This window comes from Faecalicoccus pleomorphus DSM 20574 (genome assembly GCF_000420345.1).
Classification (GTDB): Bacteria; Bacillota_I; Bacilli_A; order Erysipelotrichales; family Erysipelotrichaceae; genus Faecalicoccus; species Faecalicoccus pleomorphus.
The window spans coordinates 41,449-67,604 of the sequence record NZ_ATUT01000008.1 but is presented as its reverse complement, the minus strand read 5'-3'; the positions used below and the strand labels follow the sequence as shown (position 1 = coordinate 67,604).

The 26,156-nt window shown below is 38.7% G+C and carries 29 protein-coding genes; 22 read left to right on the top strand and 7 right to left on the bottom strand.

The features are described 5' to 3' along the window. The first annotated feature begins 513 nt into the window (after nt 1–513). Nucleotides 514–1,038: a J domain-containing protein gene (locus G413_RS12470; RefSeq protein WP_022789858.1), complete on the top strand. Its 525-nt coding sequence runs from the start codon at nt 514–516 to the stop codon at nt 1,036–1,038. Here the strand turns inward: G413_RS12470 and G413_RS0105125 are convergent. The 3 genes from G413_RS0105125 to G413_RS0105115 are packed head-to-tail and all read right to left on the bottom strand — an operon-like array spanning nt 1,035 to nt 3,173. Continuing rightward, complete coding sequence (locus tag G413_RS0105125; RefSeq protein ID WP_022789857.1) at nt 1,035–1,877, bottom strand: DUF2238 domain-containing protein; 843 nt, start codon at nt 1,875–1,877, stop codon at nt 1,035–1,037. The genes G413_RS12470 and G413_RS0105125 overlap by 4 nt on opposite strands. A 4-nt stretch (nt 1,878–1,881) precedes the next feature. Beyond that, nucleotides 1,882–2,622, bottom strand: coding sequence for a TrmH family RNA methyltransferase (locus tag G413_RS0105120; RefSeq protein WP_022789856.1), 741 nt, complete (start codon nt 2,620–2,622; stop codon nt 1,882–1,884). After that, entirely contained in the window at nt 2,619–3,173 is a 555-nt protein-coding gene (locus G413_RS0105115) for a hypothetical protein (RefSeq protein ID WP_022789855.1), read from the bottom strand. The genes G413_RS0105120 and G413_RS0105115 overlap by 4 nt, the downstream gene beginning before the upstream one ends. Nucleotides 3,174–3,252: 79 nt before the next feature. Between G413_RS0105115 and G413_RS0105110 the strand changes: the two genes are divergently transcribed. The 10 genes from G413_RS0105110 to G413_RS0105065 are packed head-to-tail and all read left to right on the top strand — an operon-like array spanning nt 3,253 to nt 12,822. Further along, nucleotides 3,253–4,245 carry an FHA domain-containing protein gene (locus G413_RS0105110; RefSeq protein ID WP_022789854.1) on the top strand — a complete coding sequence of 331 codons (993 nt, stop codon included), beginning with the start codon at nt 3,253–3,255 and terminating at the stop codon, nt 4,243–4,245. Continuing rightward, entirely contained in the window at nt 4,232–5,602 is a 1,371-nt protein-coding gene (locus G413_RS0105105) for a protein kinase domain-containing protein (RefSeq protein WP_162138396.1), read from the top strand. Before G413_RS0105110 ends, G413_RS0105105 begins: the two co-directional genes overlap by 14 nt. Nucleotides 5,603–5,615: 13 nt before the next feature. Next, nucleotides 5,616–7,295, top strand: a complete 1,680-nt coding sequence (locus tag G413_RS0105100; protein WP_022789852.1) for a hypothetical protein — start codon at nt 5,616–5,618, stop codon at nt 7,293–7,295. Beyond that, nucleotides 7,273–10,701 carry an FtsK/SpoIIIE domain-containing protein gene (locus G413_RS0105095; RefSeq protein WP_022789851.1) on the top strand — a complete coding sequence of 1,143 codons (3,429 nt, stop codon included), beginning with the start codon at nt 7,273–7,275 and terminating at the stop codon, nt 10,699–10,701. Before G413_RS0105100 ends, G413_RS0105095 begins: the two co-directional genes overlap by 23 nt. Nucleotides 10,702–10,705: 4 nt before the next feature. Continuing rightward, entirely contained in the window at nt 10,706–10,942 is a 237-nt protein-coding gene (locus G413_RS0105090; protein ID WP_022789850.1) for a hypothetical protein, read from the top strand. Between the two features lie 12 nt (nt 10,943–10,954). Beyond that, nucleotides 10,955–11,248, top strand: a complete 294-nt coding sequence (locus G413_RS11025) for a WXG100 family type VII secretion target (protein ID WP_022789849.1) — start codon at nt 10,955–10,957, stop codon at nt 11,246–11,248. Nucleotides 11,249–11,260: 12 nt separating this feature from the next. Next, a complete protein-coding gene (locus G413_RS0105080) occupies nt 11,261–11,551 on the top strand; it encodes a WXG100 family type VII secretion target (RefSeq protein WP_022789848.1) in 291 nt (96 codons plus the stop codon). Next, entirely contained in the window at nt 11,548–11,721 is a 174-nt protein-coding gene (locus tag G413_RS12080) for a hypothetical protein (protein WP_022789847.1), read from the top strand. Before G413_RS0105080 ends, G413_RS12080 begins: the two co-directional genes overlap by 4 nt. Continuing rightward, nucleotides 11,711–12,529, top strand: a complete 819-nt coding sequence (locus tag G413_RS0105070; RefSeq protein WP_022789846.1) for a hypothetical protein — start codon at nt 11,711–11,713, stop codon at nt 12,527–12,529. The genes G413_RS12080 and G413_RS0105070 overlap by 11 nt, the downstream gene beginning before the upstream one ends. Before the next feature lie 14 nt (nt 12,530–12,543). Continuing rightward, a complete protein-coding gene (locus tag G413_RS0105065; RefSeq protein WP_022789845.1) occupies nt 12,544–12,822 on the top strand; it encodes a DUF4176 domain-containing protein in 279 nt (92 codons plus the stop codon). On the opposite strand, the gene G413_RS0105060 is transcribed toward G413_RS0105065, so the two are convergent. Beyond that, on the bottom strand, nt 12,816–13,736 hold the full coding sequence (locus G413_RS0105060; protein ID WP_022789844.1) for a peptidylprolyl isomerase: 921 nt from the start codon (nt 13,734–13,736) through the stop codon (nt 12,816–12,818). The two genes, G413_RS0105065 and G413_RS0105060, sit on opposite strands and share 7 nt — an antisense overlap. After that, the gene (locus tag G413_RS0105055) at nt 13,726–14,763 is read right to left on the bottom strand and encodes a peptidylprolyl isomerase (RefSeq protein ID WP_022789843.1); all 1,038 of its coding nucleotides are present in this window, start codon (nt 14,761–14,763) and stop codon (nt 13,726–13,728) included. The genes G413_RS0105060 and G413_RS0105055 overlap by 11 nt, the downstream gene beginning before the upstream one ends. Before the next feature lie 131 nt (nt 14,764–14,894). On the opposite strand from G413_RS0105055, the gene sufC reads away from it, so the two are divergent. The 8 genes from sufC to G413_RS0105015 are packed head-to-tail and all read left to right on the top strand — an operon-like array spanning nt 14,895 to nt 21,760. Continuing rightward, a complete protein-coding gene (sufC, locus tag G413_RS0105050) occupies nt 14,895–15,710 on the top strand; it encodes a Fe-S cluster assembly ATPase SufC (protein ID WP_022789842.1) in 816 nt (271 codons plus the stop codon). A 2-nt stretch (nt 15,711–15,712) separates the two neighbouring features. Next, a complete protein-coding gene (locus tag G413_RS11020) occupies nt 15,713–16,513 on the top strand; it encodes a SufD family Fe-S cluster assembly protein (RefSeq protein WP_022789841.1) in 801 nt (266 codons plus the stop codon). Further along, the gene (locus G413_RS0105040; protein ID WP_022789840.1) at nt 16,491–17,732 is read left to right on the top strand and encodes an aminotransferase class V-fold PLP-dependent enzyme; all 1,242 of its coding nucleotides are present in this window, start codon (nt 16,491–16,493) and stop codon (nt 17,730–17,732) included. The genes G413_RS11020 and G413_RS0105040 overlap by 23 nt, the downstream gene beginning before the upstream one ends. Nucleotides 17,733–17,745: 13 nt before the next feature. Further along, nucleotides 17,746–18,183 carry a Fe-S cluster assembly sulfur transfer protein SufU gene (gene sufU, locus G413_RS0105035; protein ID WP_022789839.1) on the top strand — a complete coding sequence of 146 codons (438 nt, stop codon included), beginning with the start codon at nt 17,746–17,748 and terminating at the stop codon, nt 18,181–18,183. Further along, nucleotides 18,183–19,586, top strand: a complete 1,404-nt coding sequence (gene sufB, locus G413_RS0105030; RefSeq protein ID WP_022789838.1) for a Fe-S cluster assembly protein SufB — start codon at nt 18,183–18,185, stop codon at nt 19,584–19,586. Before sufU ends, sufB begins: the two co-directional genes overlap by 1 nt. Beyond that, nucleotides 19,579–20,082 carry a 5-formyltetrahydrofolate cyclo-ligase gene (locus tag G413_RS0105025; protein WP_022789837.1) on the top strand — a complete coding sequence of 168 codons (504 nt, stop codon included), beginning with the start codon at nt 19,579–19,581 and terminating at the stop codon, nt 20,080–20,082. The genes sufB and G413_RS0105025 overlap by 8 nt, the downstream gene beginning before the upstream one ends. Then, nucleotides 20,079–20,714, top strand: coding sequence for a GDSL-type esterase/lipase family protein (locus G413_RS11015; protein ID WP_051130164.1), 636 nt, complete (start codon nt 20,079–20,081; stop codon nt 20,712–20,714). The genes G413_RS0105025 and G413_RS11015 overlap by 4 nt, the downstream gene beginning before the upstream one ends. Then, the gene (locus tag G413_RS0105015) at nt 20,711–21,760 is read left to right on the top strand and encodes a hypothetical protein (protein ID WP_022789835.1); all 1,050 of its coding nucleotides are present in this window, start codon (nt 20,711–20,713) and stop codon (nt 21,758–21,760) included. The genes G413_RS11015 and G413_RS0105015 overlap by 4 nt, the downstream gene beginning before the upstream one ends. Here G413_RS0105015 and G413_RS0105010 read toward each other — a convergent pair. Together G413_RS0105010 and G413_RS0105005 are read right to left on the bottom strand one after the other, a co-directional pair. Continuing rightward, a complete protein-coding gene (locus G413_RS0105010; RefSeq protein ID WP_022789834.1) occupies nt 21,757–22,227 on the bottom strand; it encodes an HD domain-containing protein in 471 nt (156 codons plus the stop codon). The genes G413_RS0105015 and G413_RS0105010 overlap by 4 nt on opposite strands. 63 nt (nt 22,228–22,290) lie before the next feature. After that, a complete protein-coding gene (locus G413_RS0105005; RefSeq protein WP_022789833.1) occupies nt 22,291–22,506 on the bottom strand; it encodes a cold-shock protein in 216 nt (71 codons plus the stop codon). 278 nt (nt 22,507–22,784) lie between these two features. On the opposite strand from G413_RS0105005, the gene G413_RS0105000 reads away from it, so the two are divergent. The 3 genes from G413_RS0105000 to G413_RS0104990 all read left to right on the top strand — a co-directional run bounded on the left by G413_RS0105000 (nt 22,785) and on the right by G413_RS0104990 (nt 26,149). Continuing rightward, nucleotides 22,785–24,227, top strand: a complete 1,443-nt coding sequence (locus G413_RS0105000; RefSeq protein WP_022789832.1) for a leucine-rich repeat domain-containing protein — start codon at nt 22,785–22,787, stop codon at nt 24,225–24,227. Nucleotides 24,228–24,390: 163 nt separating this feature from the next. Next, entirely contained in the window at nt 24,391–24,570 is a 180-nt protein-coding gene (locus tag G413_RS0104995) for a hypothetical protein (RefSeq protein WP_022789831.1), read from the top strand. Further along, on the top strand, nt 24,554–26,149 hold the full coding sequence (locus tag G413_RS0104990; protein ID WP_022789830.1) for an ABC1 kinase family protein: 1,596 nt from the start codon (nt 24,554–24,556) through the stop codon (nt 26,147–26,149). The genes G413_RS0104995 and G413_RS0104990 overlap by 17 nt, the downstream gene beginning before the upstream one ends. Nucleotides 26,150–26,156 lie beyond the last annotated feature (7 nt).

Sequence of the window (26,156 nt, the reverse complement as noted above, 5' to 3'; positions counted from 1 at the left end):
ACTATTCTTTATTTTCTGATAAATTCTGATTTATAGAGATATTATACATTTATTTTTACCCTATGTTTTATAAATTCTAAATTCTGAAGAAGAATCTATACTTCAATTAATAAAGGACAACACAATACTTTTAAAAAGGTATCACCCGATTTTTTCAGTATAGAATTCATATCATTCGATTTCAAAAACCGTAGATATACTCAATTTACAACTTTGTTTTTAAGAGCGCCTATCTCTTGTTGATTCGACTATATTTCATTTTATGCAGTAAACAACAATCATAAGAAACAATATTTAAAAGCTCTATACTTGGATGATGGCATGATGTTCTCTTGTTTGTCAATCTTTTTATCACTTTAAACTCATAGGAATTTTATGTGACTTATTCGTACTATAATATGGAAGTCGTTAGAATTATATGAAAATATGTGAAAATGCAAATTTTGAATGATTTTTTTGACAAAAATGTTAGAATAGCATGGTATATATAGGATGGAGGATGTTTACCGAACTATGAGAGATCCTTATGAAGTATTAGGCGTATCCAGAAGTGCCTCTCCGGATGAGATCAAATCAGCGTATCGTAAATTGGCAAAAAAATATCATCCGGATCTGCATCCGGGCGATGAAGAATGTGCAAAGAAGATGCAGGAAGTCAATGCGGCTTATGATCAGATCACCAATCCGGAAAAATATAGAAATACGGCCTATCAACAACAATCGAATCCGTATGGAAACACGTATCAGGATCCTTTTTCCTATTTCTATAACCAGCAGTCACAACAGAATTCGGACTTTAATTCGAATTTCTTCTTTTATGGGCCATTTGGCTTTGGTGGTACACAGTTTCAGAGAACACAAAGAAGCAACGGCTCCTTCCTTAGGAATTTTATTTTACTGATACTGATCATGAATCTTTTGACATATTGTTCCCGAATGTATTTTGCATCGAACTACTATGGTTCGCGTTATGACAATAGCGAAAGAATTCAGGAGGAACAAAGAGGATGGAATACAGATGAAGGCGTGAGAGCTTAATTTCCCACGCCTTTTTTTATTTGTTGATGAAGATAATCCTTGTTGCGATCTTTCTTTTTCGGAATGAAATTTTGAAGGAAGGTAAATCGCTCTTTATTTCGTGCATAAAAATAACTGAATAAAGAGAAGATTGTTGCGCCAACAAAATTCACAAATAAATCTTCCATCGTATCAATCAGACCGATATCAATATAGCCCTGATCGGAAATGACTTCGCCGTTAACGGTGACTTTATGAATATCATTTTCCTCAAATGGCGGAAGAATTTCATCTACACCGGCTGAATGAATAGAAGTGATTAGAGTATCTTTTTGGGTATCCATCGCAAAAAGTTGATCCATTGAAAATTCAAAGAACTCCCATAGCACCCCGATCGTCATGGAGAAGGTAAAAGAGACGATCGCAAGAAAGAGAGGAGAAACAAAAAATTGAATTTTTTCACTTCTGTTTAATAAGCTGACCATAGAGAAACCGACGGCAGCACAAACAAAGCCGTTAATGGTATGAAGTATGGTATCCCAATAAGGAATCGAAAAATAATAGTTATCAATCTCACCCAATATCTCCGCAGCATAGATAAAGACAAGAATCAAAATTTCCAAAAATATAGGAAGCTCTACTTTAAAGGTAAGCTGTACAAAGCTGGGCACCAGAAGTAATAACAGGGTTAAAAGGCATACAAAGATATTTTCGTAATTCTGCATCATGATCTGGCGAACTAAAACCAGAATGACTAAGGTACGCAAAATCAAATAAACCGCAAAGGAAGAGCGATGTTCTCTAACTTCCAGTTCCAGAGCCTTTTTTAGACTGATCATATAATGTTTCAAACGATTCATTTTCTTATCCTTTGTTTCTGTCAAACTCGTACATCAAGATGCCACCGGCAATCGCAACATTCAAACTTTCAAAGGCATGCATCTCGATTTTCACAATCACATCACAGGCATCGATCAATTCACGATGTACTCCATTGCCTTCGTTTCCTAAAACGATTCCATACGAAGTCTTCTTTTCCACTTTCGATAAGGGGAGCGATCTTTCATGCAGGCTGGTTCCGTAGATCGTAAGTCCTTCTGCCTGTTTTTTATGGATCAAAGACTTTAGATCGGTATAGCACACTGGAATGTGAAAAATGGCACCCTGTGATGCCTGAATCGTTTTGGGGTTATAAATATCGGCACACATCATAGAACAATAAACCTGATCGATACCAAACGCACAGGCTGTGCGCAACAAGGTTCCCATGTTTCCCGGGTCCTGAACAGAATCTAAAAGAAGAATCTGTTTTTCTTCTTTTTCATCCCATTCTTTCTTACGACACAAACCAATGATCTTTGCTTGTGAGCTTTGAACGGAAAGCTTGTTTAATACGGCATCGGAACAAAGCGTACTGGGAATCGATTCCTTCCATGAAGTGTCTTTATTGATGAAAACTTCCTGCAGGCATCCGGCACTAAATGCTTCCTTGACTAAATGTTCTCCTTCAACCAAAAAACAGCCGGTTTTATCGCGTTCTTTTTTTGTATGCAGGCGTGTCAATTCTTTGATTCGCTTGTTTTGAACAGATTCTATAAAATTCATGCACTTATTTTATCATGATTACCAGAAAATACCAGCTGATATAAAGTGATATTGACAAGTAGAGAAAACGAGGTTTGTGCAGCCGATGTGATATGACCGGGAACAAACAGTAAAAAGGTACAGAATACAAAGACTAGCACAAGAATCTTTTCATAAGAAATCAAAAGCATTTGTTTATAGAAATAATAGAGCCATTCCACGATGAATCCACCGACACAGCCAATCGCAAGCCAGATATGCAGATCATTTAACCATCCTGCATTTTGTAACTGATAAGGAATCAGACAGGATACAGGCATACCGATACAAAGAAACCGATGAAGGATAGATATATAGGAAAATTTTCTTTTTTGCCAATACAAGATGGACAGTTTATAAAATCCCCGGGCACTGCTGATTGCCCATAAAAAAAGATAGAGTGGATGATGCATCGCATTTCCAATGTGACTTTGATTGTCATAAAAGATATCGATCCAAAACCAGGGAAGGATGTTCAAAATAGGATTTAGAACCCAAATATGGATAAAAAACAGGTATTTTTTAAATTTCATAAAAAAATTTTAACTTTTTTTAATAGTTTTATCAAAATTTATCGTATCTAATAGTGAGGTTTTCAAAAAAGGAGGTTTTATGAACCAATGGATTCAAGTTTTATCTCAGGACTCTTCCATTTTAAAGGTTGCCCTAAAGGACCCTTCTAAAATGGATTTGACAGTCTTTGAAAAAATGGCTGGTGATGATTATTGCCTTCGCTGTGTTTTGGATGATCGACAAAAAGGTGTGATTGTGTATTCGGTAGAAAATTTGATCAACTTAAAAGATTTTCTGGAACAAGTGATCTTTGAGAAAAAAGAGGGGTATTTCTTTTTGAAGAAGTTATTCGAATGTGCGATCAGTGTCAATCGCAACAAACCTGTCTTATTCGATCCTTCTTTTGTGTTTGTTTCTCCTTATGGAGATACCTTCTATTTTCTTGTTGTTCCTTTAGTTTTGGATGAATGGATGTTTCAAAAAACACAGGTTGTATCATGGGTCCAGTATTTGGTAGAGCACTTTAAAACAACAACGGCTTATGAGATCTTAGGATTTATGATTCGATTCTGTCAAAGTGAAGAATTTTCCTTACCGAATTTGATTTCCGGTCTGGAGAATGTGAAACGAAATTATTATCCGTTAAAGCGTTGGGCCTTCTTCAAAGAAAGAGAAAGCTTTCGCTTAAAAGAACCGGTCTCTACTTTGTATTATGCAAAGATGCGCTTTGTACCAGATACACAGACTTCATCCGTTGAAAACAAGACACAGTTAATTGGTCAAGTCAATACGACAAAAGCGTATTTAGAAGAAAAAAAGACGGGAAGAAAATACGATCTTCAAACAGAAAGTGTACTGATTGGACGTTTAGTATCCTGCGACATACGATTACCCGACGAATCAATTTCCTTAAAACATGCCCTGATACTTTGCGAAAATGAACGTTACTACATCAAAGATCTGAAAAGCTTAAACAGGACCTTCCTCAATGATAAACAAGTGATTCGCAAGATGCGTCTGCATGATGGAATGAAGCTTACATTGGGAAGCGTAGATTTTATTTTTAGACAAGATGAAGATGGAAAGATATAAGGTCGTAAGGACTTTATCCTCCTCTTTCTGTACGACCTGTGCTTTGGTAGAAGACCAATGGACAGGAAAACGCTATTTCACCAAAACGTTGTTTCTTTCAAACGCAACGAAAATTCATATTCATCAGTTTCGAATGGAAATCCATGTTTTATCTTTGATGGATGATCCCTATATACCGCATCTGATCGATGTGATAGAAGAGGCAGATCAAATCATGATTATTGAAACGTGGATCCCGGGAAAGACATGGATGAAAATGATGGAAGAGAAAAGACAATTTCGATTGAAAAAACGATGGATTTTAGAACTCATGCACCTTTTAGAAAACCTCCATGCTCATGGGTTTCTTTATATGGATCTCAAGCTCGAAAACGTGATGGTGTACCAAGATCATGTATTTCTCATTGATTTTAATGCCTGTTTACCAGTCGGTTCTGTGCAAGTGTATATGTCTTCGCCATCGAATCAGACACCTGAGTCGCTTACACAAAAAAGAAAGGAGGTTTCTACGGATATCTATGCACTTGGAATCATGCTCAAACCTTTTTACAAGCTTTCTTTGTATCGGTTGTGGTGTCTTAAATGCACTAGAAAGAATGCGAAAAAGCGATTTCGGACGATGCGATCGGCAAGATTTTACTTTTTACTGGCGGGTCATATTCGAAAAGGTGTGTGTTTATTACTTTTTATTCTGTCTGTTTTCTTTTATAACATACTCTTTTTTCAAAGTGTTTCCCAAGATTTGATCCACGATTATCAGCTTCAACATCATCAAATACAAGGAGGGATTCAGGAAAAGACACAGAGGCTTTTATCCGAATGGATCGTGCAGAATCGATTGCGTAAAGAGGTATTATCGAACGAAGAGAACGCTAGCTTTTTTCTGGAACAGTCTATCTTTTCCAGAAGTCAGTCGATCGTGTCGTATTTGTTAGAGAACATACCAGAGTCCATACAAAAGAAAATGCCATTACAAATACAATTGGCGCATTGGATCACGCAACAAGAGCATAGTTATGATGCTTCTTTATTGATTAGAAGTTTACAGGCGATCCAGGAAGAAAAGGATATCTTCAACAAGGTATTACACATTTTGGTCGTGGAACAGCTTTTATTGGAAAAGGAAATCATTTTAGACAAAGAAGGACGTGTGCTTTTAGAAAACATTCATAAAAGCTGGACAATCAACGAAATACAGGAAAATAAAGAACTATTTAAAGAAGTCGCATGCATCCATGCCGAGTATTTGTTGTTTTTGCGATCCAGAGAAATTCAGACGAGTAGTCTTCCTCAGACTTTTATAGAAAGCTTTCAAGAGGAAGAAACATTTATGAAGCTATTTGAACTTTTCAATTAGAAGGGATGTGAGTATGAAGCGATGGTTTTTATGGATTAATATCGTATGGTTGTTTTTGCCGATGACGGTATATGCGTGGGAGCATCCACCGGATGCGATACAAGTTTATTATCAAAAGAAACCGGTTTTAGAACATGTAGAGTATGATGAAGCCGATTCATTTGAAATCATAAGCGATGATTCAAAAATACAAGTTCTTATAGATGATCGTGATGTGCCGATCGTGTGGGAAGAACATAAGGGAAGTGTTCCTTTCTCAAAACAAGCTCATCATGTCCAGATTGTAAAGGAGAAAACGATCATAAAGGAGTTTTGGATTCAAGAACCAAAACCTGTTTATGCCCATGCACAATTCGTTTCGACAACAGAAGGGCAATGGAGCTTACAGGTTACTTTTGATGCACCCATTGCCGATGAAATTTATATGCTGGTACAAAAAGAGGAACAGGTTATTGATGAAATCGCCTGTCAGAATCAAAAGGAGATCCCGTATAAGCTTCAGAATGGAGTATTCAAGGTGCACTTATATGATCGTCAAAATCCAAATCATGTTTTAAAGATCAATGATCAGGATACGTTTACCTTTCATTTTTCAGAGACAGAACCGGAAATTCAAACGGAAGTCAACGAAATTAGTGGTTCAAGAGATAAGGAACTTTTGATTCACTGGCCGGAGTTTGTCAAAGAAAAAAGTGTCATTGTAGATCAAATGGTTGTAGAAGCGGATGATCGATTCGTTTTAAAGGCAACAGAAGGACAGCAGAAGACAGTATCGGTTGTGTTAAAGGCGACGGATCTCTTTGGTCGAACAGCGCTTAAACCGGTCGATGTACTATTGGATGCCAAGCCTCCTGTTTTGACATTACTTCATGGTCAGCAACCTGTGATGGCCAATCAGTTGTATATCCTTTATGAGAAAAAAGAGTTTATCTTTTTTTGGGATGAGCCAATCGAACAACAATTGGATATCTATGTGAATGATCAAAAAATCCCATCGGGACAATTGAATACGCTCTGGCAGTCTTTAAAGAACAAGGATCGATTGAAGTTGGTTTGTCAGGGAAAAGATCTGCAGGGAAATATTTCTTCGTATTCGTATGAATTTCAGTATCAAACACAAATCGAAAGCTTACTTTTACAAGCTTCTACTGTGCAAAAAAAGTCGGAAAAAGTTGTTCAGGTACAGACAAAGGATCCTTATTTTGGATCGTATCTAGATTCCCGCAGTATTTGGAGAACTTGGAAAAAGAACGAGGATCAAAAAATCATTCTGGAGAAAAAAGAAGTTCATTTGCAGGATCGAACAAAACCTATGATGCGCTTTATGGCAGAAAATGGAGGATCACTGTCTCATTTACAAAAAGGAGATGTTCTGCGCTTAACATTATTGAATACAGAATCGTATTCAAACGATCATTTTACCGATATTCAAATCAATGGTAAAAAAATGGATGCGGATCAGATACACAAAGATGCCTTGCACAATGAATACGTTTTGATTACCTTAAAGGACAAAGAAACAAAAATTGTAGCCAGCGCAGAAGATAAAAGTGGCAATATCGCAGAAATTCAACAAACTTTTACGCTTGAAGAGACAAAATTTTATGGGTATTGGCTGCTTGTGATTCCTGGACTTGTAGGCATCCTTGGCTTGTTGTGGAAAGTGAAGCATGGAAAAATTAAAGGTTCTTAAAGAAGAACAGCTTTTCATTTATACATTGCAGGAGAACTTAAAAGTTGAAGGAGTCATTTTTCAAAAGCGAAAAGGACAGTGGTATTTGGTTGCGAATCAACAACGAATGTTGTTGAAAGAAGAAGGTATCATATGGAACCAGATTACCTTTGCCCTGTATCGTTTACCAAGTTGCTGGTCGGTAAAAAAGTTACAGCAGCACAATGTCATAGGACGAGATCCAACTTGTTCGATCGTTATAGAAGATGAGACAATTTCATCCTTTCACTTTCAAATAACCAACGATCACCTGGAAGATTTACAGAGTACAAACGGCACTTATTGTAACGATAAAAGAATCCGGAAACAAAAATTAAATGCTTTAGATCATTTATGGTTTGGAACCAAAGAAGCCTATTACTTACCGGGTTATTTGGTTTTAGGGGTTTTACAAAAACAGGAAAATGTCGTGTTTGACAAGATTCCTGAGCTTCCCAGGATTCAAGTCGTTTCGCAAACGGTCAAAACAGTACCGCAAGCATCTTTTTTGTTGCAGTCACCGCAACCATTAATGCCCATTCCCAAAGGGCACTGGTTTCAATCGATGGGCTCCTCTTTGTTGATATTGATTTCTGGTTTGGTCAGTGCCGGCGTTGTATGGATCAGTTCACCGCAACAAAGCTTTTCTGTGGTATCGCTGATGATTAATGCGGTATCTATGGGATTGGCCTTTGGTGCCTTTGGCTTGTGGAATCGAAAGATGACAGTTCGTGAAAAGAAAAAGGAAAATCAAGCTTTGATCGATCAATATTCGCAGTATTGTAAACGCAGTCAAAATGAGATGAAAAGGATGCAAAAGGCATATCAGAGCACAGTTTTACAATGGGTCGAGCAGTATCAGTTGCAACTTTCAAACTTTCAAAGAGAGGCAAAAAGAGATTATCGCTTGTGGATTGGCTATCAGAAACGTGAATGGATCCAACTTCAGTATCGAAAACCAAATTATCTGCAGGAGCAGGATCGTTTGTTTCAACAACAAGAAACCTTAATACACTCTATCAAAACCTATGAAGATACGCCGGTGTTTCTGGAACAGGGACAACAGATACATCTTCCCAAAGTAGCTTTTTCATGGATCGAGTCTTTATTTCTGGAATGGCTGCTGGTTGCTTATCAAGCCCATCGAAAATGGGTGTGGGTCGATGTATCTATGTCTAAAGAGCATCCTTTTTTCAATCATGAAGCTTGTATTAAGGATACAAAAAAGCTTTTGATTCAAACAAAAGAAGAATGGCTTAGCTTCATACAAGATTTAGATCAGAGCTATGAATATACATTTATAATCAATGAAGCGTTTGCTTTGGAATCTCTTCCTTCAGAAGAAACCTGTATTTGTTTTGATGCGACTGGCCCTATACTGCGGATGGCTGATTTTTGCCAGTCTGGTGATCTATTTAGAAAGCTCATGCTTCTTCATCAGGAAAAACGATGGGATCAAGGTCAGGAATGTAAAGCTCTTTTTGGTCAGAATATCTGGCATTTCTCTTTAGATTCGTGTCGTCAAAATCGTGTGAACTTAAAAGTATGTCTGGGTTTTGAAGAAAAAGGGACATTACTATATTTAGATTTGCAGGAATCTAAACAAGGGCCGCATGGATTTCTGGCTGGTAAAACCGGTAGTGGAAAAAGTGAAATGTTACGAAATATTCTTTTACAGCTGGTTGTACAGAACTCGCCTAAATTATTTCAATATATTCTGATTGATTTTAAAGGTGGAGCCTTTGGACAGTATTTTATGCACTTTCCTCATTGTCAGGGCATGTTGACCAATCTTGAAAAAGATCAAATGGAACGCTTTGATCAAAGTCTTCAGGCTTTTTTGGAAAAAAGACAAAAAATTCTTCAGCAATTTAACCAGGAGCATCCAGACCAAACAGCACATATCGATGTATATAACGCTTATAACATCAAAGATCCTTTAGCGCATGTATTTCTAATTGTCGATGAATTGGCACAGCTCAAACAAAGCTTTCCGGATTTCTTGATGAAAATCAAAGAAATCGCCCGTATCGGAAGGTCTTTGGGTGTGCATTGTATTCTTTCTACACAAAAGCCATTAGGTGTAATGGATGATCAAATCTGGGCCAATATGGATTTTAAGATCTGTATGAGTGTAGCAACAACTGCCGATTCTTATGAAGTTTTGCACTCTGATCATGCCTATGCCTTAAAACGACCGGGAGATTTCATTCTTCAAGATCAACAGGCTCATCAACGTATGGGCAGAGCATGGTATCTGCAAAAAGAAATCTATTTACATCCCAATGGATATTGTGAAGTTGATGAGAATGGAAAGATCGTGCAAAGCTATCACCAGGAAAAGACAACTTTGTTTCATTTTTTATCGCAACAAATAAACAAAGATGAAAGTGCAAAGGAATGGATCATACATCCGTTTGATCAAAGTGTTTTCAAATCGCAACAATTGGCATTGATCGATGAGCCGTCTATACAACAAGTCAGGGAATGGGCGCCTCAACCGGGACAATGTTCGTGTATCTATTGTACTTCCTATCAAAAAAGAAAAGAACTGATTCAAAGTATTGTCGGTTGGACGACTTTGCCGGTCTATGGTTTGGAAATCGAAGAAGATGGCTTGGATGCCTGCTTGTCTGAAAAAGAATTTGGAAGAATACAATCGATACGAAAATCATGTATATGGCTGGTAGATTACACAAACTTGAAACAGAAAGATTTGGATGTACTTAAAAACGATAACGTCATTTTATTTCTATTTCTAAGAACATGGGATAGACGATTAAAGGAATGGTTTTTGATTCGTTCGGACCGCATTTGTTACGACTTTAGTGACATTGAAGACTTGCGAGAATTCTTTGGATGTTTTATTCGAGCGGATCTGAACATGCGTTCGCATAAAGGATATATCTTTAGAAAGCAAAGCTTATATCCAATCTTATTTCAAAAAAGGGAAGGAATACTAAAACCGAAACGAAAGGAAAAAGCTTATACCCTTCATCATCAAAATCATGTCTTGCGTTTGGGGTGGGATTCAAAATCTCATCAGGAAGTTTTCTGGCAAAGAAAGCACCCTTTATTGATTTGTTATGTACAACGATCAATGGCCCAAACGATTGCCGATATGCTGGAAAAATGGCAAATACAAAAAACTTTGCATATCAGAGAAGACTTTTTAGAGGAAGCAGACATTTATGTTTTACATGCCATTTATAATGCGGATCAGTTTCAAACACCGGAATATCTTTCGAAGATCTATGATTTAGATGTGTGCTGGATCGGACAGGGAATACAAGATTATTTGTATGTTCTAAAACGTTCATTGCCACAAGATCATTCATCCTATGGCGCGTATTGGACAGAACAGGAGGTGTATTCATTTAATAGGTAACAATATGCAGGATATATTCATTCATATCAAGATTTTTACACAGTCAAAATTTCATCATGTCTGGATTCGTGATACGTATGTCATTGAGGACTTTATTCAAGATATAGAAAAGTCGTGGCCTTTGGAAAGAACGACATTTGCTCATTTTTTCTATCATACCGAATCAGGACGTATTTTAAATTCCGGAAAAACATTTAGAGAAAATGCCGTGATCTCCGGCGATCATTTTATCTTATTTTAAGCAGGAGGATTTATGCAAATAACAGTTAATTATCAGGAATTGGCACAGGGTGCCCATTATCTGGAACAAAAATCAAATGATTATCAACAAGTAATCAATCAGATCTATGCTCGTATGCAACAGATGCAAAGCGTATGGCAGGGGCAGGATCATCAGGCGTTTATTGCGCAGTTGGAACAGTTTCGACCACAGCTGCAGAAGATTGTCGCCATTATTGAAACTTATGCGCATTTCTTGTTATATTGCGCTAATGAATATCAAAAGCTTCAGCAGGAGCGCATCGCAAGAGCCAGAAATTTAGTGTAAAAGGAGGAAACTATGGCAAATATTCAAATATCTTCGCAGGAGGTCTTTCAATATTCCGCACAATTAAAAGGAATGAACACGCAGGTGCAGCAAATCTTTGAGGAAATTAAAAACAAGGTCCAGCAATTAGAGTCTGTATGGCAGTCACCCACCGCTAACAAACTGATGGAACAGTTTCATTCTTTAGATCCGGTATTTCGCTCCTATGTGCAATCCCTGGATCAGTATGCCCAATATCTACAACAGACAGCACAGGCCTATCAGGAAAATGAACAAATGCTGTCGCAAGGCGTACAAGTATGATGGAGATGGTAGCCTATTATCAGGCATTATCATCCTATATCACTACGATCTGCAGTGAGGTCGCCAGCTGCTGCCAGGCAGAGGAAGCCATTCATCTTCAAAACGGACTGCAGGCATTGCAGGCACAGATTCAAAGACAGCTGATGGAAGTGAAGCTGCATGCCCATTGATACCGCTGTTTATCGAAGAATCGCAAATGGTCTGGCATCCAGAAGAAAATATGCAGCCTTTCCAGGAAACCTTCCTTTAAAAAAGGAACACGATCGTATTCAAAATACACTAGATACCTATATTGATTATTTTCGAAAAAGTGCAGATGCCTATGAGAATACTGAGAATCATTTAATGTATAAAAGTGGACAGAGCTTTTCTTACTTAAAGGATGGAACATTTCGCTTCTATCACCAGGAGGATTGGAATGCATTAGCACAGCTGACCAAGAAAGAAAAAAATACGCATCTATCGATAGGAGCCGAATATAGCTTGAAAGAAGCCGGAGCCCTTTATCGCGATGAGCTTTTAGATGCCGGTATTCAGGCACACTTAGGAAATGTTCAGGCTAAAGGATCGTGTGAGCTGGGATTGTGGAAAGAGGAAGAATTTGATCCCAGACTAGAACTGAGTCTGCAAGCACAGGCTTCTCTTTTATCCTTGCAGGGGCAGGCTAAAATCGGTACGAAGAATATGTACTTGCAGGCAAGAGGCGATGTGGATGTTGGAAGCGTCTATGCACAGGCTACCTGCATATTTAATAAAGAAGAACAAAATTTGGAAGCTTCCATCGGAGCAGCTGCCGTACAAGGAGAGGGAAGTATCGCTTTTCATCTTTTTGGAGCGAAAGTAACCGTGAGTGCGCAGGGATCCTTAGGCAGTGCCGAAGCCAGCCTAACCTATCGTTATGCAAATAAAGAATGGGAGTTTGGAAGTAAGTTGGGCTTTATTGCAGGTTTAGGCTTTAAAATCAAGGTGAGTTATTAGAAAGGAGGAAAGATTTGAAAGAGTTATTACCCATCGGAACGGTTGTTACGTTACATCAGGGAACAAAAAAGCTTATGATCATAGGACGAATCCAAAGAGAAAAAACAACCGGAAAAATCTATGATTATGCGGCTTGTCTCTGGCCGGAAGGCAGTATTGACACCCAGCATTTTTATTTATTCAATACTGAAGATGTACATATTTTATATCATATTGGTTTACAAAGCGTTGAAGAATTTCGCTTTCGAAGCATATTGGATGAACAAATAAAAAAATTAGAGGAAGATCATTGATCTTCCTCTGCCAATTCTGGGTGATTGATCAGATATTCTGGATTGCTGGTGCGCAAGGCATCAAAAATATCTTGATCATGGATTTCTAAATTGTGTTTTTTCATATAGTAAACATTACATTCCTTGGCAATATCACTGCTGGCTTTTGATACAAGATCTTCCTGTATTTTTGCTCGGTTTTCATCATAATCATTGCTTGTAAGGATCGCAATATAATAGGCGCCACTGGAATCGTTATCATCGCTCATAACTTCATCGATTACACCGGTTTCCTTGGCGGAATATAAAGTATTGATGACATAAGTTGGAATGGAATCTTCTAAAAGGGTAGAAACTACTATCTCTTCATTTCCGTAAGTGGCACTTTCACTAGCGTATTGATCAAATACTGTCTGTGCATCTGTTCCATCCTTGAGTGCCTGTAAAGCGTTATTGGCATCATCTTTATTGTCACACATCAAAATCTTGGCAATGCTTGGCTTGTATTCTTTTTTAATGGCTTTGGCATTGTCTTCAAAATACTTATCCAATAGCTTTTCCTGTTGGATTGTTGGGATGATAACTTTTTCAATATAGTCATCTTTATCCTTATACCCGGCATCGATCAAACTTTGTTCAAATTCTTCGCTTCCGGATGTATTTGTTTCATACTGCTTTTCTGCCTGTTTTTTAATATCATCTCCACGGCCGACTTCTTCATCCATGATTGCCTGTTCAATCAAAGTGACCGCCATGGTGGAACCATTGGATTTTTTGATCAGTTCATATTCTGTACCACGTGTAACCGATACATCACCGACCTGGAATAGTACATCACTGGCGTTGCTGATCTGAGCCGTTGCACCGGAGCAGGCTGTCAACATCAACAAAGAACAGCCGGCAAATACAGCCGCTTTTTTCAAATTACTCTTCATTGCTGTTTCCTCCTGTCTGATCGTTGATATAGTCTTCAATGCGTTTTTGTACATCTTTATCTTTAAACTCGATATCAAGATCTTTTGCGTTTTCCTGCACGATTTTAACGCTTAACCCCTGGTTGGCTGTTAAGAAAGCCGATAAGATGTTATTGGAAACAGTCTCGTTTTTAGAATCCCAGATGCTTTGAATATCCGTTTCATCTACATGTACCTTATATAAATATTTCAGCCCGGAGCTTGAATCTGTGACTTCGATCCAGTCACTTGTCTGATCTTTTTCCAGATTTAAGGCAGCCTGAATGACTTGTGCATTCAGTGTGCTGTATTGGCTATTGACAGAATTTGCATCGACATAGCCATAAAAGCCATCATCCGAAGCCGTAGCTGTGTCTTCTGAATAAGCGGTTGCCGCATCCGCAAAAGAACCGCTGGATAAAGCTGAGTCGATATTGTCTTTTTTCTTTTGTTCATCTTCAGTTAAGGCTGCCAGATCTTGTACCTGCATCGAGATGATCGAAATCGTTCGTGGCTTGTTCTCCTGCAGGGCCGGTGTCACTTCATCGAAATGATCTTCAATGTAATCACGTTGCATCTTGGCTTCCTTTACGGTCATCAAACAATAATCATATAACTGATCTATACCATTATAACCAAAAGAAGCCAGCTCAGTTTCAATCTGTGATTCGCTATTTTGAGAAGAACTGGAAGAAACATTTTGTTCGATCGTTTTTTTCAGATCTTTTGCCTTTTCATCTAAATCATCTGTGGTCTTTACACTCTGATCTACTACCTGGTTATGATACAAGTTATAAAGCAGCGCTGTATCAAATGGAGCCGACTGATCATAGATGTCATTAGCGGTGATATCTTTCTTATCGATACTGGCAACGACTTGGTTGCCATCACTATCGGATTTTGCACTGACATTGTACTTATTTTCGTCATATATAAAATAGGAAACAAAAGCAATGATGATCACTGCAATCACAACTACAAACCAGTTGTTTCTAAGGAATTCAGACATTGTAATCCTCCTTTAAAAATCTTTCTCAATTATAGCCAATATCGATTGAAAAAGCAATGAATCTTCATAATCGTCTGAATTGAGATTTATAACCTTTTTTGTTACTATAGTACCGGAAAAGAGGAATAGATATGACAGAACTCGTTATTAAAGACTTACATGTATCTGTAGAAGATAAAGAAATATTAAAAGGACTGAATCTGACGATTCGCTCCGGGGAGCGTCATGCTCTGATGGGACCAAACGGAAATGGTAAAAGTACACTGTTGGCTGCCATTATGGGAAATCCAAAATATACCGTTACACAGGGTTCTATTAAACTTGATGGACAGGATGTTTTGGCAATGGAAGTGGATGAAAGAAGCAAAGCCGGTTTGTTTTTAGGGATGCAGTATCCCAGTGAAATCAGCGGTGTGACCAATTCGGACTTCCTGCGTTCCTGTATCAATGCTCGTCAGGAAAAGCCAATCAGTTTATTTAAGTTCATCAAGGAGATGGATAAAGCTATTCAGCAGTTGGAAATGAAGCCGGATTTGGCACATCGTTTCTTAAACGATGGTTTTTCCGGTGGTGAAAAGAAACGAAATGAGATCGTACAGATGATGATGTTAAAGCCATCCATTGCCATGCTGGATGAAATCGATTCCGGTTTGGATGTGGATGCGTTAAAGATCGTAAGTGAAGCCATCAATCAATGCCAGAAAGAAACAGATATGGGGCTTTTGGTCGTATCTCACTACGCCCGCTTTTACGAATATCTGCATCCGACTCATGCGCATGTCTTAGTCGATGGACAAATCGTTGTATCGGGCGATCAAGAGCTGATTGATAAGATTGACAAAGAAGGATATGAATGGCTGGAAACAGAATACCATGTATCCGCCAGAAAGGAAGAAACAAAAAAACGACCTACCAGTATCGGGCTTTGCGGAGCTAAAAGAGGATAATTATGGAAAAGGTTTATGAAAAGGAATTTAACGAAACGATTTATTTTGATCAGGATGAAATAGCCACGATCACGATTCAGAAAACCGGTTCGTTACTAATGGTCCTTCGCAAAGGGATTTCCAGCTTAAAGCTGCATCTAAAGCTGGAAACCGACAGTCAATCTAAGATCCTTTTATATAATCAGAGTGCCTCGACACTTTCTGTTGATCTGGAAGTAGAGGTAAAAAAAGATGCCAAGAGTAAAATTGGCTTTCTGGACATGGAAGAAAGTGACGTAACGTTTAAACAAAAGGCGTTTTTAAAAGAGTCTGGCGCTGATATCAAATTGATGAGCGCTCAATTGGGACAAGTGGACACTTCAAAGTTAAACGATATTGAAATTCTTCATGAAGCGCCACATACATTTGGTTATATGGAAAATTTCTCTGTACTTTTCGATCGTGCACATTATGAAATGGTGGCCAATGGTAATATTCAAAAGGGATGTTACGGATCACAATCGCATCAGACAACACGTGTCTTGACATTGGGAAAAGATCATAAAGCGCAAGTCATACCGTTATTGTTGATTGATGAAAATGACGTCAAGGCATCTCATGCTCAAACGATCGGACAACCGGACGAAGAACAGTTATACTATCTAAAATCACGCGGACTTTCACAGCGTCAGGCTATGGGCCTTTTAAGTATCGGGTATCTGTTGCCGATTCTGGAGCTGGTCAGTGATGAAGCAACCAAAGAAAAGATGCGTGAAGAAATGGAAAGCAAGGTGGGATTATATGGACACGGAAAGAATTCGTAAAGATTTTCCCATTCTGTCCAGGACGATGTCCGATAAACCATTAGTCTATCTGGATAATGGAGCAACGACATTAAAGCCACAGCCGGTGATCGATGCGGTTGTCAATTATTATACGTATTTAGGAGCCAATGCTCATCGTGGCGATTATGAGATGAGCGCTCAAGTCGATGCGGCGTATGAAGGTTGTCGAAAGAAGGTTGCGGATTATTTACACGCTACTTCTTCCAAAGAAATCATCTTTAATTCCGGCAGTTCTGAAGGGTTAAACCAGGTAGCCCTGATGGTTTGTCAGCAGTTGTTGAAGCCGGGTGATGTGATCTTAAGTGATGAAAGTGAGCATGCCAGCAGTATTCTGCCGTGGATGCAGGCTGCAAAACAAAAGGGATGTAAGATCGAATATATTCCTTTAGATGAAGAAGGCAAGATCACGGTTGAAAACTTTAAAAAGGCTGTTCATGAAAATGTAAAAGTCGTTTGTCTGGCACAAGTATCGAATGTTTTGGGTTTTGAAGCACCCGTCAAGGAAATTGCGAAAATCGCTCATCAAAATGATATGCTTGTCGTAGTCGATGGTGCCCAGAGCACACCGCATATTGATATCGATGTACAAGATTTGGATGTTGATTTTTTTGTGTTCAGTGCGCATAAAATGTGTGGACCGACCGGTGTCGGGGTACTCTATGGCAAAAAAGCTTTGTTGGATAAACTGGAGCCTATTTATTATGGTGGTGAAAGCAATGCTCGCTTTAACAGCTGTGGTGATTTGATTTTAAAGGAAACACCTTTAAAATATGAAAGCGGAACACAGCCTATTGAAGGGGTGCTTGGCTTAGGGGCTGCCATTGATTATATTCAGGCTATCGGCAAAGAGGCAATTCATGCTTACGAACTGGAATTAAAATCGTATTTTGTACAGAAGGTTAAAGAACTGAAAACAATTCATCTTTATAACGAAAACGCACAAAGTGGAATCTGTACCTTTAATGTTTTTGATCAGGGACAGATGATTCCGGCTCAGGATGTGGCCAGCTTTTTGAACACCAAAGGAATTGCGGTACGCTCCGGTACACATTGTGCCAAGATGTTAGTGGATGTATTAAAGGTCAGTGGTACTTGCCGTGCCAGCTTTTACTTTTATAACAAAAAAGAAGAAATCGATCAGTTGGTTGCTGCTTTACAGGAAGCAACATTAGAAAACTGTATCAATATATTTTTTTAGAGGAGGATGAAACATGAGTGAGATCGATCCAAATTTGTTAAGAGATATTATCATGGATCATTACCAATATCCCAGAAATCATGAACTGACAAAGGAAGAAGGATATCATTCTCGTCATATGGCCAGTGATTCTTGTATCGATGATATTACCGTACAAGCAAAATTTAATGGCAATCGCATTGAAGATGTGCGTTTTGATGGGGAAGCCTGCACGATTTCTACAGCCAGCACAAGCATTATGAGTGAACTGGTCAAAGGAAAGACAAAAGAAGAAGCCATGGAGATCATTCAGAATTATTTTGCCATGGTGGATCAGAAAGAGTATGATGAAGATCTTTTGGAAGAAGCCGTTGCGTTTCAAAATGTAGGCAAGCAGGCCAATCGTATCAATTGTGCAACGATTGGCTGGAAAGCATTGCGTGATATGATCAAAGAAAGTGAAGGTCAATAATGCCAGAAGAAAAAGAGTTAAATTTATCCAATGAATATGAATATGGCTTTCATGATGAAGATACCAGTGTATTCAAGACACAAAAAGGATTAAATGAAGAGGTCGTTCGCACGATCTCCAAGATCAAGAAAGAACCTGAATGGATGTTGGAGCTTCGATTGAAAGCATACCATTCTTTTGTGGAACAAAAGAATCCAAAATGGGGACCGGATTTAAGCCAAATTGATTTTAATGACTATACGTACTATATCAAACCCAGTGAAAAGCAGGAACAATCTTGGGATGAAGTACCGGATACGATCCGTAATACCTTTGATAAACTGGGAATTCCGGAAGCGGAACAAAAGTTTTTGGCCGGTGTCAGCACTCAGTATGAAAGCGAAGTTGTATATCACAATATGTTGGAAGAGGTGGAGGAAAAAGGTGTATTGTTCTTTGATACCGATACCGCATTGCGTGAATGTCCAGAGCTTTTCAAAAAGTACTTTGGAAAGATCGTTCCTTATACTGATAATAAATATGCAGCTTTGAATACAGCCGTATGGTCTGGTGGTTCTTTCATCTATGTGCCAAAGGGAGTATCCTTAGATAAGCCGCTACAGTCTTATTTCCGAATCAATTCGATGAGCATGGGACAGTTTGAGCGTACCTTGATTATCGTGGATGAAGGTGCGGATGTCCATTATGTGGAAGGTTGTACAGCACCGGTCTATTCGAAAGATTCTTTACATGCCGCTGTTGTTGAGATCTTTGTACATAAAAATGCCAAGTGTCGATACAGCACAGTACAAAACTGGTCCAACAATATCATCAATCTTGTGACCAAACGCGCCAAGGTATTTGAAAACGGACATATGGAATGGATCGATGGAAATATCGGTTCGCATATCAATATGAAGTATCCAGCTTGTATTTTGGCAGAACCTTATGCCAAAGGTACGACAGTTTCGATTGCCGTTGGCAGCAAAGGACAGAAGCAGGATGCCGGCAGCAAGATGATTCATCTGGCTCCACATACGACCAGTACGATCATTTCAAAATCTGTGGCTCGCCAGGGTGGGGAAGTGAATTATCGCGGCTGGGTCAAACATTCCAAAAATGCGCAGTATGCCAAAAGCAAAGTGGAATGTGACACCCTTATTTTAGATAAACTGTCACGCAGTGATACGATTCCTTTAAACTTTTCTCAAAATGATACTTCACAGATCGAGCATGAGGCTACAGTCTCTAATATTTCGGAAGAACAGCTTTTCTATTTGATGAGTCGTGGACTTTCCCGGGCACAGGCTACGGAAATGATAGTTATGGGATTCTTAGAACCATTCACCCGAGAATTACCGATGGAATATGCGGTCGAACTCAATCAGATGTTAAAGCTGGATATGAGTGATTCCATTGGGTAGAAAAGAATGTATTGAAAGACGAAAAAGTCTTTCATGGGAACAAAGAGAAAAGAAAGAAAAGGCAATAGTCGAAAAGCTCTTGCCTTTTTTAAAAGGAAATATCGCTGCTTATGTACCGATCAAGGGAGAAGTAAACATATTTGATATCTGCTTAGAAAGTGGAACTGTCTATTTACCGAAAATGATTGAGAATTATGAATTGGAATTTATACCATATACAGGAAATCTGGTTCAAGGGTCTTTTCAGACCCAAGAGCCTGTAGGAAAGGCATGTGATCCCAATAATCTAGATGTAATCATCGTACCTATGGTCAGCTTTTGCGGATTGCATCGAAAAGGCTATGGAAAAGGTTATTATGATCGCTATCTGCAAAAGACAAACGCATTGAAGATCGGGGTAGCCTTTGATGTACAGGAAGAAGAATTTGAATCGCAGCCACATGATATAGATATGGATATTTTGATTACAGAATCAAAGCTTTGGAGGAAAGAATGATGCGAATCTTATTTTATGGAGACAGTAATACATGGGGATATAATACACATACAGGGATGCGCTATGCGAATCGTTTTACCAAACAGATTCAAAAAGCATTTCCGGAAGATGAAATTCTGGAAGAAGGACTTTGCGGACGTACACTTTGTCACAGTGATCCTTACAGTCTGGAAGAAAGAAACGGTTCTAAAACCATTTCCATGGTCTTAAAAACACATGAGCCTTTAGATCTGGTCGTCATTCTTTTGGGAACCAATGATGCCAAAAGAGCCTATGGAACCAATGCCTTAACATCCCTGGAAAAGGGAATGGATCTCTTTATGCATGAAGCTATGGATCCGGATAACTTTAAACGTTCTATTCAAACACCTCGTTTCTTAATGGTAACGCCACCGAAACTGCATAAAGAATATGCTTCCTGTACGCGTACCAGAATCCATTTTGGGCAAGAGGGGTATGAAATGTTAGAGCAGTCTGCCATGCCTTTAAAAAAGATGGCCGATAAATGGCAATGTGATTTTTTAGACTTGGAGGACATACGAGCCGGTAAACTGGATGCCATTCATTTGGATGAAGAAGGGCATTGTCAGGTTGCCGAAAAGCTGATCAAAAAGTTAGGAGAATATCGATGAGTGCACGAAAAAACGCAATAGAGTTCTGGAAAGAATTTGAAAAAGTGGAACATTCCATTCGAGATTTATTAAATCGTGAAAACTATGAAGAATGTATGAAACTGGTGGAGCCACTCGATAGCTATGCCTATGAAAGCTTTGGCTGCCATTTCTTTGTGGATAATGCGTATGGTGATTATGAACTGACATGGGATACCGGCCCCAACAAGACGACACAGTATCTGGCGGCCATGGTTTGTCAAATGGCTCCGAAAGCCATCAAAAAATCGTGGATCTTAAATGCCTGTTTGCCGCCTTTATCACAAAAAGCCATCCAGGCACAGGTGCAGATCAAAGATCAAATTTATACCTTAACTGATTTTATGTTGTTTTATACGGCAGATGAAACACAACAATCCTGGCACTGCGAAGTCTATTGTCCTGGTTTTTCTTTGATCACGAATACCGAAAATAAAAAAGAAATGTCCATGTATTTGTTGGAGTTAGCTTTAGGGCAGTGTGCTTATGAAGCCTATATCGGCAGCGTTGACTTTTTGGATGCCCCTAAAATGGATGAATCGTTTTGTAACTTGGTGGATGCTTATGAGAAATTGATGGATCATGTCGAAACAAAGGGTTGGAAGACATACCAGTCACCGTTAGAGATTTACAGTGTTTTTCAACCGGTACAAGATTTTGCCCATGATGCATTGCGCAAGGATATGAAATTTATTTTTACGACCCATCCTTTACTGATCGAAGAAACGTTGGAGGAGAAAACTGATGTGCTCAAAGATCTGGAGGTCAAGCAGGGCGAATTTGATTATATCTACTATAACAATCTTTTCAATACTCGTGAGGATGCATTATTTCGTCAGGAGCTTTCAAAACAGTTTGATCAGGCCTTCCAAAAGAGCGAATGTGCCCGCGTGATAGGAGGCGCCATCGGTAAAAGCTATTCGTATATTGATTGCATCGTTTTTGATGTTCATCGTTTTCAAAGCATATTAGGCCAAATAAAAAAGCAGCTGGATTCAAAAGTAAAGCTGCATGTTCAAAAGTTTTAGTTATTGATATCGGCCAGTGCATCAATCAGTCGCTGGCGGGCGATGCCGGTCAATGGTTTGTTGGGATCTTCCAGAAAACGAGCCAGAATATCGGCATCTTTTAATAATTCGCATAAAGGAGAGTCAAAAATCTCCTTTTTGGAATGTTGGGCAATCGCAAAACAAATATCATCAACCTCATACACCTTAAACTCCTTGGCTTGGGTTAAATATTGGTGGGCGTGCAGACTGGAAAGTCTTGCGTGTTCACTATGAGCACAATTGTCGATATATTGTGCATAATCATGAAATAAAGCGGCAATTTTAGCCTTTTCCAAAGCACTGCTTCTGGAGATTGCCAATAAGGTGATACAAGAATCGACCATGGCGGTATGAGTCAAAGCTGCGATCCGTAAAGGCTCATTGTTGATCTTGGCAAACTGTTCATATACATAGGCTTTTGCCTTTTCATATCGTTGTAGTTCCATGTTTCTATTATACACTATTGAAAACATAAAAAAAACGCACCGTGTGCGCTTTTTTAGACAAGACTATTCAGCGTTGTCTTCTGCAACAGTTACATTACTGGCTTGTTTTCCACGGTCGCTTTCGATGATGTCGTAAGTAACTGTCTGACCCTCGTCAAGAGTTTTAAATCCTTCAGCGTTGATTGATGAGTAATGAACGAAAACGTCTTTTCCATCTTCACCGGTGATGAATCCATACCCTTTTTCGGCATTAAACCATTTTACTTTACCTGTGTTCATGAATACCTCCTGAATCACTATCTTCTGTTGTTAACTGGGGTATGCCGTATTCATACTCGCAATCACTCAAGACGATATTGTGATTAACCGGTTTCATTGTAACACTTTTAGACCAATTTGTCCATTTTTAAAGGGGACAACGGCTTTTGTACAGAGCTGGATACAATGGATTTATGAATGTAAAAATTCGGTAAGGAAAGTGGATTTTCTTTGTTTTTGATAGCATATCTTCTTTGTTTTGTTGTATTATTAAAGTGACAGATTGAGAGGGTTTTAGTATGTTGATCAAGGATGATGTATTACGACAAGTAACCGCACGTACTTTGCGTGTAAAAGAAGAAGATTTAACACCGGAAATTATGTTAGAGCTGACCCATCTGGAAGCGCCGGATTATGAAATAAAAAGCCTGGAAGGATTGGAATACGCCGAAAATCTCGTTGTACTCAATGTTTCTAATAACCTGCTGGAAGAGTTGGATCCGATCCGTGACTTGAGAAACCTGGAAGTTTTGGATGTATCTCGAAATCAGCTTCGTGATCTGCAGGCTTTGCACGGTTTTCGACAGTTAAAACGATTGAATTTGAGTCGAAATAAATTATATACCATGGATATAAGCAGTATTGCGGCCATGATCGATCTGGAATATTTGAATTTGGAACGAGCCAAAGTAGATAGTCTGGAGTATTTGGAACGTTGTAAGAAACTGGAAGAAGTTTATATCAATACCGAAAACGGACCGTTTAGTTTTGCAATCTTAGGTTCTTTGAAAAAGTTGAAAAAACTGCATATGGCTGGCATGCGTCTATTCAATATTCAGGATCTTTCTTACTTGGAAAATATTGAAGAATTGGATCTATCTACAAATTTGATGAGCGATATTTCACCATTGATGATGATGAAAAATTTAAAGCGCCTGAACTTGTCCAATTGTCCATATATTCATAATTATGATGTTTTAAAAGAATTCCCGAATTTGACATCGATCAATATTGCGTTTAATAAAGCCGATGATTTTGGTTTCTTAAAAGATTTGATTCATTGTGAATCTTTACATCTGCAGCAGACAGGCTTTACAGATCTGACACTTTTAAATAAGATGAAAGGCTTAAAACGCCTGAACGTTTCTAAAAACGAGATCAGGAATATGGATCGTTTTAAAGCCGTAGAAGCGTTGGAAATCTTTAAAGCACAATTCTGTCAGCTAGAAAACATTAAATTTTTAAGAAAAGCTACCAAGCTTGTTTATCTGGATCTTTATACAAACCGAATCAAAGATATCTCCATATTGAAAAATATGAAGAACATGGTTAACTTGAATGTGGGACGAAATGAAATCAAAGATATCACATGTCTAAAAGACATGAAGCAGCTACAGATCTTATCGCTGGAAAATAACGATGTCAAAGATTTGACACCATTAAAGGATCTTGAGGATTTGTGCAATGTCGATCTCTACAACAATGTGATTTCCGACCTAAAACCATTAGAGCATTTAGGTTTCATCTCCTATTTGCGACTGGATCACAATGCGATTACGGATCTTACACCGCTTGCTCATTTGAAATTCTTGCGATCTTTGACGCTAAAGGCCAATTACATCACTGATGTCACACCACTAAAAGATTTACAGCTATTAGAAGCCTTGCGTTTGGATGATAATCCAATTGAAGATACCAGCGTTCTGGAAAGTATGGAATTTTATAATAAGTTTACGGACTAGGGAAATCCCCTGGTCTTTTTTTGTCAATATTACGAAAAAGAAAGGTTTTGTTTAAAAAAAGTTAAGAAATATAAGGTATTCTATAAATGTCTTAGTCATGGATTCTTATACATTTGTAAAAACGAATATAAAATATGTTAAAATAACAAATGAGGTATTGATAATGAAGATACAGGATCCAAACTGGGAGAAATTACTCATTGAAAATTTTGATTTCAGCAGTAAATGTTTAAAAAATGCGATTGGTCAATCTGTAAAGTGGATGCGCTCATGGTTGCATACGGAAAACGTAACCAATACGCCGTTACATCGAAAGAAGGATATGTATGAAAAGCACGAGTAAGATTTCAACACGCGCACGTTTCATGCAGATTTTGCGTATCTTACGGAAGTATCAGATTCGCAAGGGAATGGATCCTGTTAAATTTCGAAGGATATTGGAAGATTTAGGACCGACATTTGTCAAGATTGGACAGATTATGTCTACTCGACAAGATATGTTTTCGGAGCGTTACTGCAAAGAGTTGATGAAGCTGCGTTCCCGTGTTACGCCGATGTCCTTTGATACGGTCAAGGAACAAATTGAGAAGTCATATCATAAACCTATGTCGGAAGTGTTTTCCTCATTTGAACCGATTCCGTTAGGTTCTGCCTCGATAGCGCAGGTTCATGAGGCTACCTTACGCGATGGTACACGTGTTGTGGCTAAGGTACAACGTCCATATATTTACGAATGGATGGAACGTGATGTCGGCTTGTTAAGAAAGGCAATTCGTGTCTTAAATTTAAGCGATATCGTCAGCAGTGTTGTGGATCTAAATATGGTGATCGATGAATTCTGGACGGCAGCTAAACAGGAAATGGATTTTACCAATGAAGCTGCCTTTGCCAAACGATTTCGCAAGACATACGAGGATTGTAACTTTATTGATGCACCGCAGATCATCGATGCGTTTACGACAAAAGAAGTCCTGGTCATGGAGTACATCGACGGGTATGAGATCAATGATGTGCATACTTTAGAAAAAGAAGGGTACGATGTTAAGGAAATTGCGGATAAATTAGCGTATAATTATATTTCGCAGATCATTGAGCATGGTTTTTTCCATGCCGATCCGCATTCCGGAAATATTCGAATCCGTCAGGATAAGATTGTCTGGATCGATTTTGGCATGATGGGAATCTTGGAGAATCGGGATCGTCAGATTATGAAACAAGCCATTCGTGCTTTAGCTTTAGGTGATGTTGCCAATGTGGTGGATTCCATTCTTGCGATTGGTATTGTACAAAAGGAAATTGATTACATTGCGTTTACCAATGCGATTGAATCGTTCATGGCGCAATATATGAGTGAGTCTTTTGCGGATATGGATCTGGCAAAAATGGTGCAGGATATCTTTACCATCTGTCATCAGTTTCGCATCGGATTACCCAAAGGAATCTCCATGCTTGCCCGAAGTATGATGACGATGAACGGAACTTTGATCGATCTCGACCCAACTACCAGCATGGCCAAGATCGTCAGTCAGCATAAGGCGACTTTAACGCAGATCGATCCTTCAAAAGAGATTCAGAAAACAATCAAGCGCAGCATAGAAGGGATTAGCCGTAGCCTGGATCTTCCTGTGCAGACCAGTGATGTACTCAAATTGATCCAGCATGGTCAGATCAAAGTGAATTTGAATTTGATGGGCAGTGAAGCGCCGATTGCCAAAATTGATCGTATGGTCAATCGACTGATTGTCTGTATCTTGATTGCGGCTTTATTAGTGGGATCCTGTCTGATCTGTACCACGGATATGGAACCGCATATCATGGGGATTCCGGCTATTGGATTTTTTATGTTACTGATTGCTTTGGTCATGAGCATTTGGCTGTTTATCAAAATGTTTTTCTTACACCGAAAGAATAAAGCGTTTTAAAGGAAGG

Bases quoted from the DNA above. Each gene is read 5' to 3' on its own strand.
- G413_RS12470 (WP_022789858.1), top strand. From the start codon at position 514: ATGAGAGATCCTTATGAAGTATTAGGCGTATCCAGAAGTGCCTCTCCG.
- G413_RS0105125 (WP_022789857.1), bottom strand. From the start codon at position 1,877: ATGAATCGTTTGAAACATTATATGATCAGTCTAAAAAAGGCTCTGGAA.
- G413_RS0105120 (WP_022789856.1), bottom strand. From the start codon at position 2,622: ATGAATTTTATAGAATCTGTTCAAAACAAGCGAATCAAAGAATTGACA.
- G413_RS0105115 (WP_022789855.1), bottom strand. From the start codon at position 3,173: ATGAAATTTAAAAAATACCTGTTTTTTATCCATATTTGGGTTCTAAAT.
- G413_RS0105110 (WP_022789854.1), top strand. From the start codon at position 3,253: ATGAACCAATGGATTCAAGTTTTATCTCAGGACTCTTCCATTTTAAAG.
- G413_RS0105105 (WP_162138396.1), top strand. From the start codon at position 4,232: ATGGAAAGATATAAGGTCGTAAGGACTTTATCCTCCTCTTTCTGTACG.
- G413_RS0105100 (WP_022789852.1), top strand. From the start codon at position 5,616: ATGAAGCGATGGTTTTTATGGATTAATATCGTATGGTTGTTTTTGCCG.
- G413_RS0105095 (WP_022789851.1), top strand. From the start codon at position 7,273: ATGGAAAAATTAAAGGTTCTTAAAGAAGAACAGCTTTTCATTTATACA.
- G413_RS0105090 (WP_022789850.1), top strand. From the start codon at position 10,706: ATGCAGGATATATTCATTCATATCAAGATTTTTACACAGTCAAAATTT.
- G413_RS11025 (WP_022789849.1), top strand. From the start codon at position 10,955: ATGCAAATAACAGTTAATTATCAGGAATTGGCACAGGGTGCCCATTAT.
- G413_RS0105080 (WP_022789848.1), top strand. From the start codon at position 11,261: ATGGCAAATATTCAAATATCTTCGCAGGAGGTCTTTCAATATTCCGCA.
- G413_RS12080 (WP_022789847.1), top strand. From the start codon at position 11,548: ATGATGGAGATGGTAGCCTATTATCAGGCATTATCATCCTATATCACT.
- G413_RS0105070 (WP_022789846.1), top strand. From the start codon at position 11,711: ATGCCCATTGATACCGCTGTTTATCGAAGAATCGCAAATGGTCTGGCA.
- G413_RS0105060 (WP_022789844.1), bottom strand. From the start codon at position 13,736: ATGAAGAGTAATTTGAAAAAAGCGGCTGTATTTGCCGGCTGTTCTTTG.
- G413_RS0105055 (WP_022789843.1), bottom strand. From the start codon at position 14,763: ATGTCTGAATTCCTTAGAAACAACTGGTTTGTAGTTGTGATTGCAGTG.
- sufC (WP_022789842.1), top strand. From the start codon at position 14,895: ATGACAGAACTCGTTATTAAAGACTTACATGTATCTGTAGAAGATAAA.
- G413_RS11020 (WP_022789841.1), top strand. From the start codon at position 15,713: ATGGAAAAGGTTTATGAAAAGGAATTTAACGAAACGATTTATTTTGAT.
- G413_RS0105040 (WP_022789840.1), top strand. From the start codon at position 16,491: ATGGACACGGAAAGAATTCGTAAAGATTTTCCCATTCTGTCCAGGACG.
- sufU (WP_022789839.1), top strand. From the start codon at position 17,746: ATGAGTGAGATCGATCCAAATTTGTTAAGAGATATTATCATGGATCAT.
- sufB (WP_022789838.1), top strand. From the start codon at position 18,183: ATGCCAGAAGAAAAAGAGTTAAATTTATCCAATGAATATGAATATGGC.
- G413_RS11015 (WP_051130164.1), top strand. From the start codon at position 20,079: ATGATGCGAATCTTATTTTATGGAGACAGTAATACATGGGGATATAAT.
- G413_RS0105015 (WP_022789835.1), top strand. From the start codon at position 20,711: ATGAGTGCACGAAAAAACGCAATAGAGTTCTGGAAAGAATTTGAAAAA.
- G413_RS0105010 (WP_022789834.1), bottom strand. From the start codon at position 22,227: ATGGAACTACAACGATATGAAAAGGCAAAAGCCTATGTATATGAACAG.
- G413_RS0105005 (WP_022789833.1), bottom strand. From the start codon at position 22,506: ATGAACACAGGTAAAGTAAAATGGTTTAATGCCGAAAAAGGGTATGGA.
- G413_RS0105000 (WP_022789832.1), top strand. From the start codon at position 22,785: ATGTTGATCAAGGATGATGTATTACGACAAGTAACCGCACGTACTTTG.
- G413_RS0104995 (WP_022789831.1), top strand. From the start codon at position 24,391: ATGAAGATACAGGATCCAAACTGGGAGAAATTACTCATTGAAAATTTT.
- G413_RS0104990 (WP_022789830.1), top strand. From the start codon at position 24,554: ATGAAAAGCACGAGTAAGATTTCAACACGCGCACGTTTCATGCAGATT.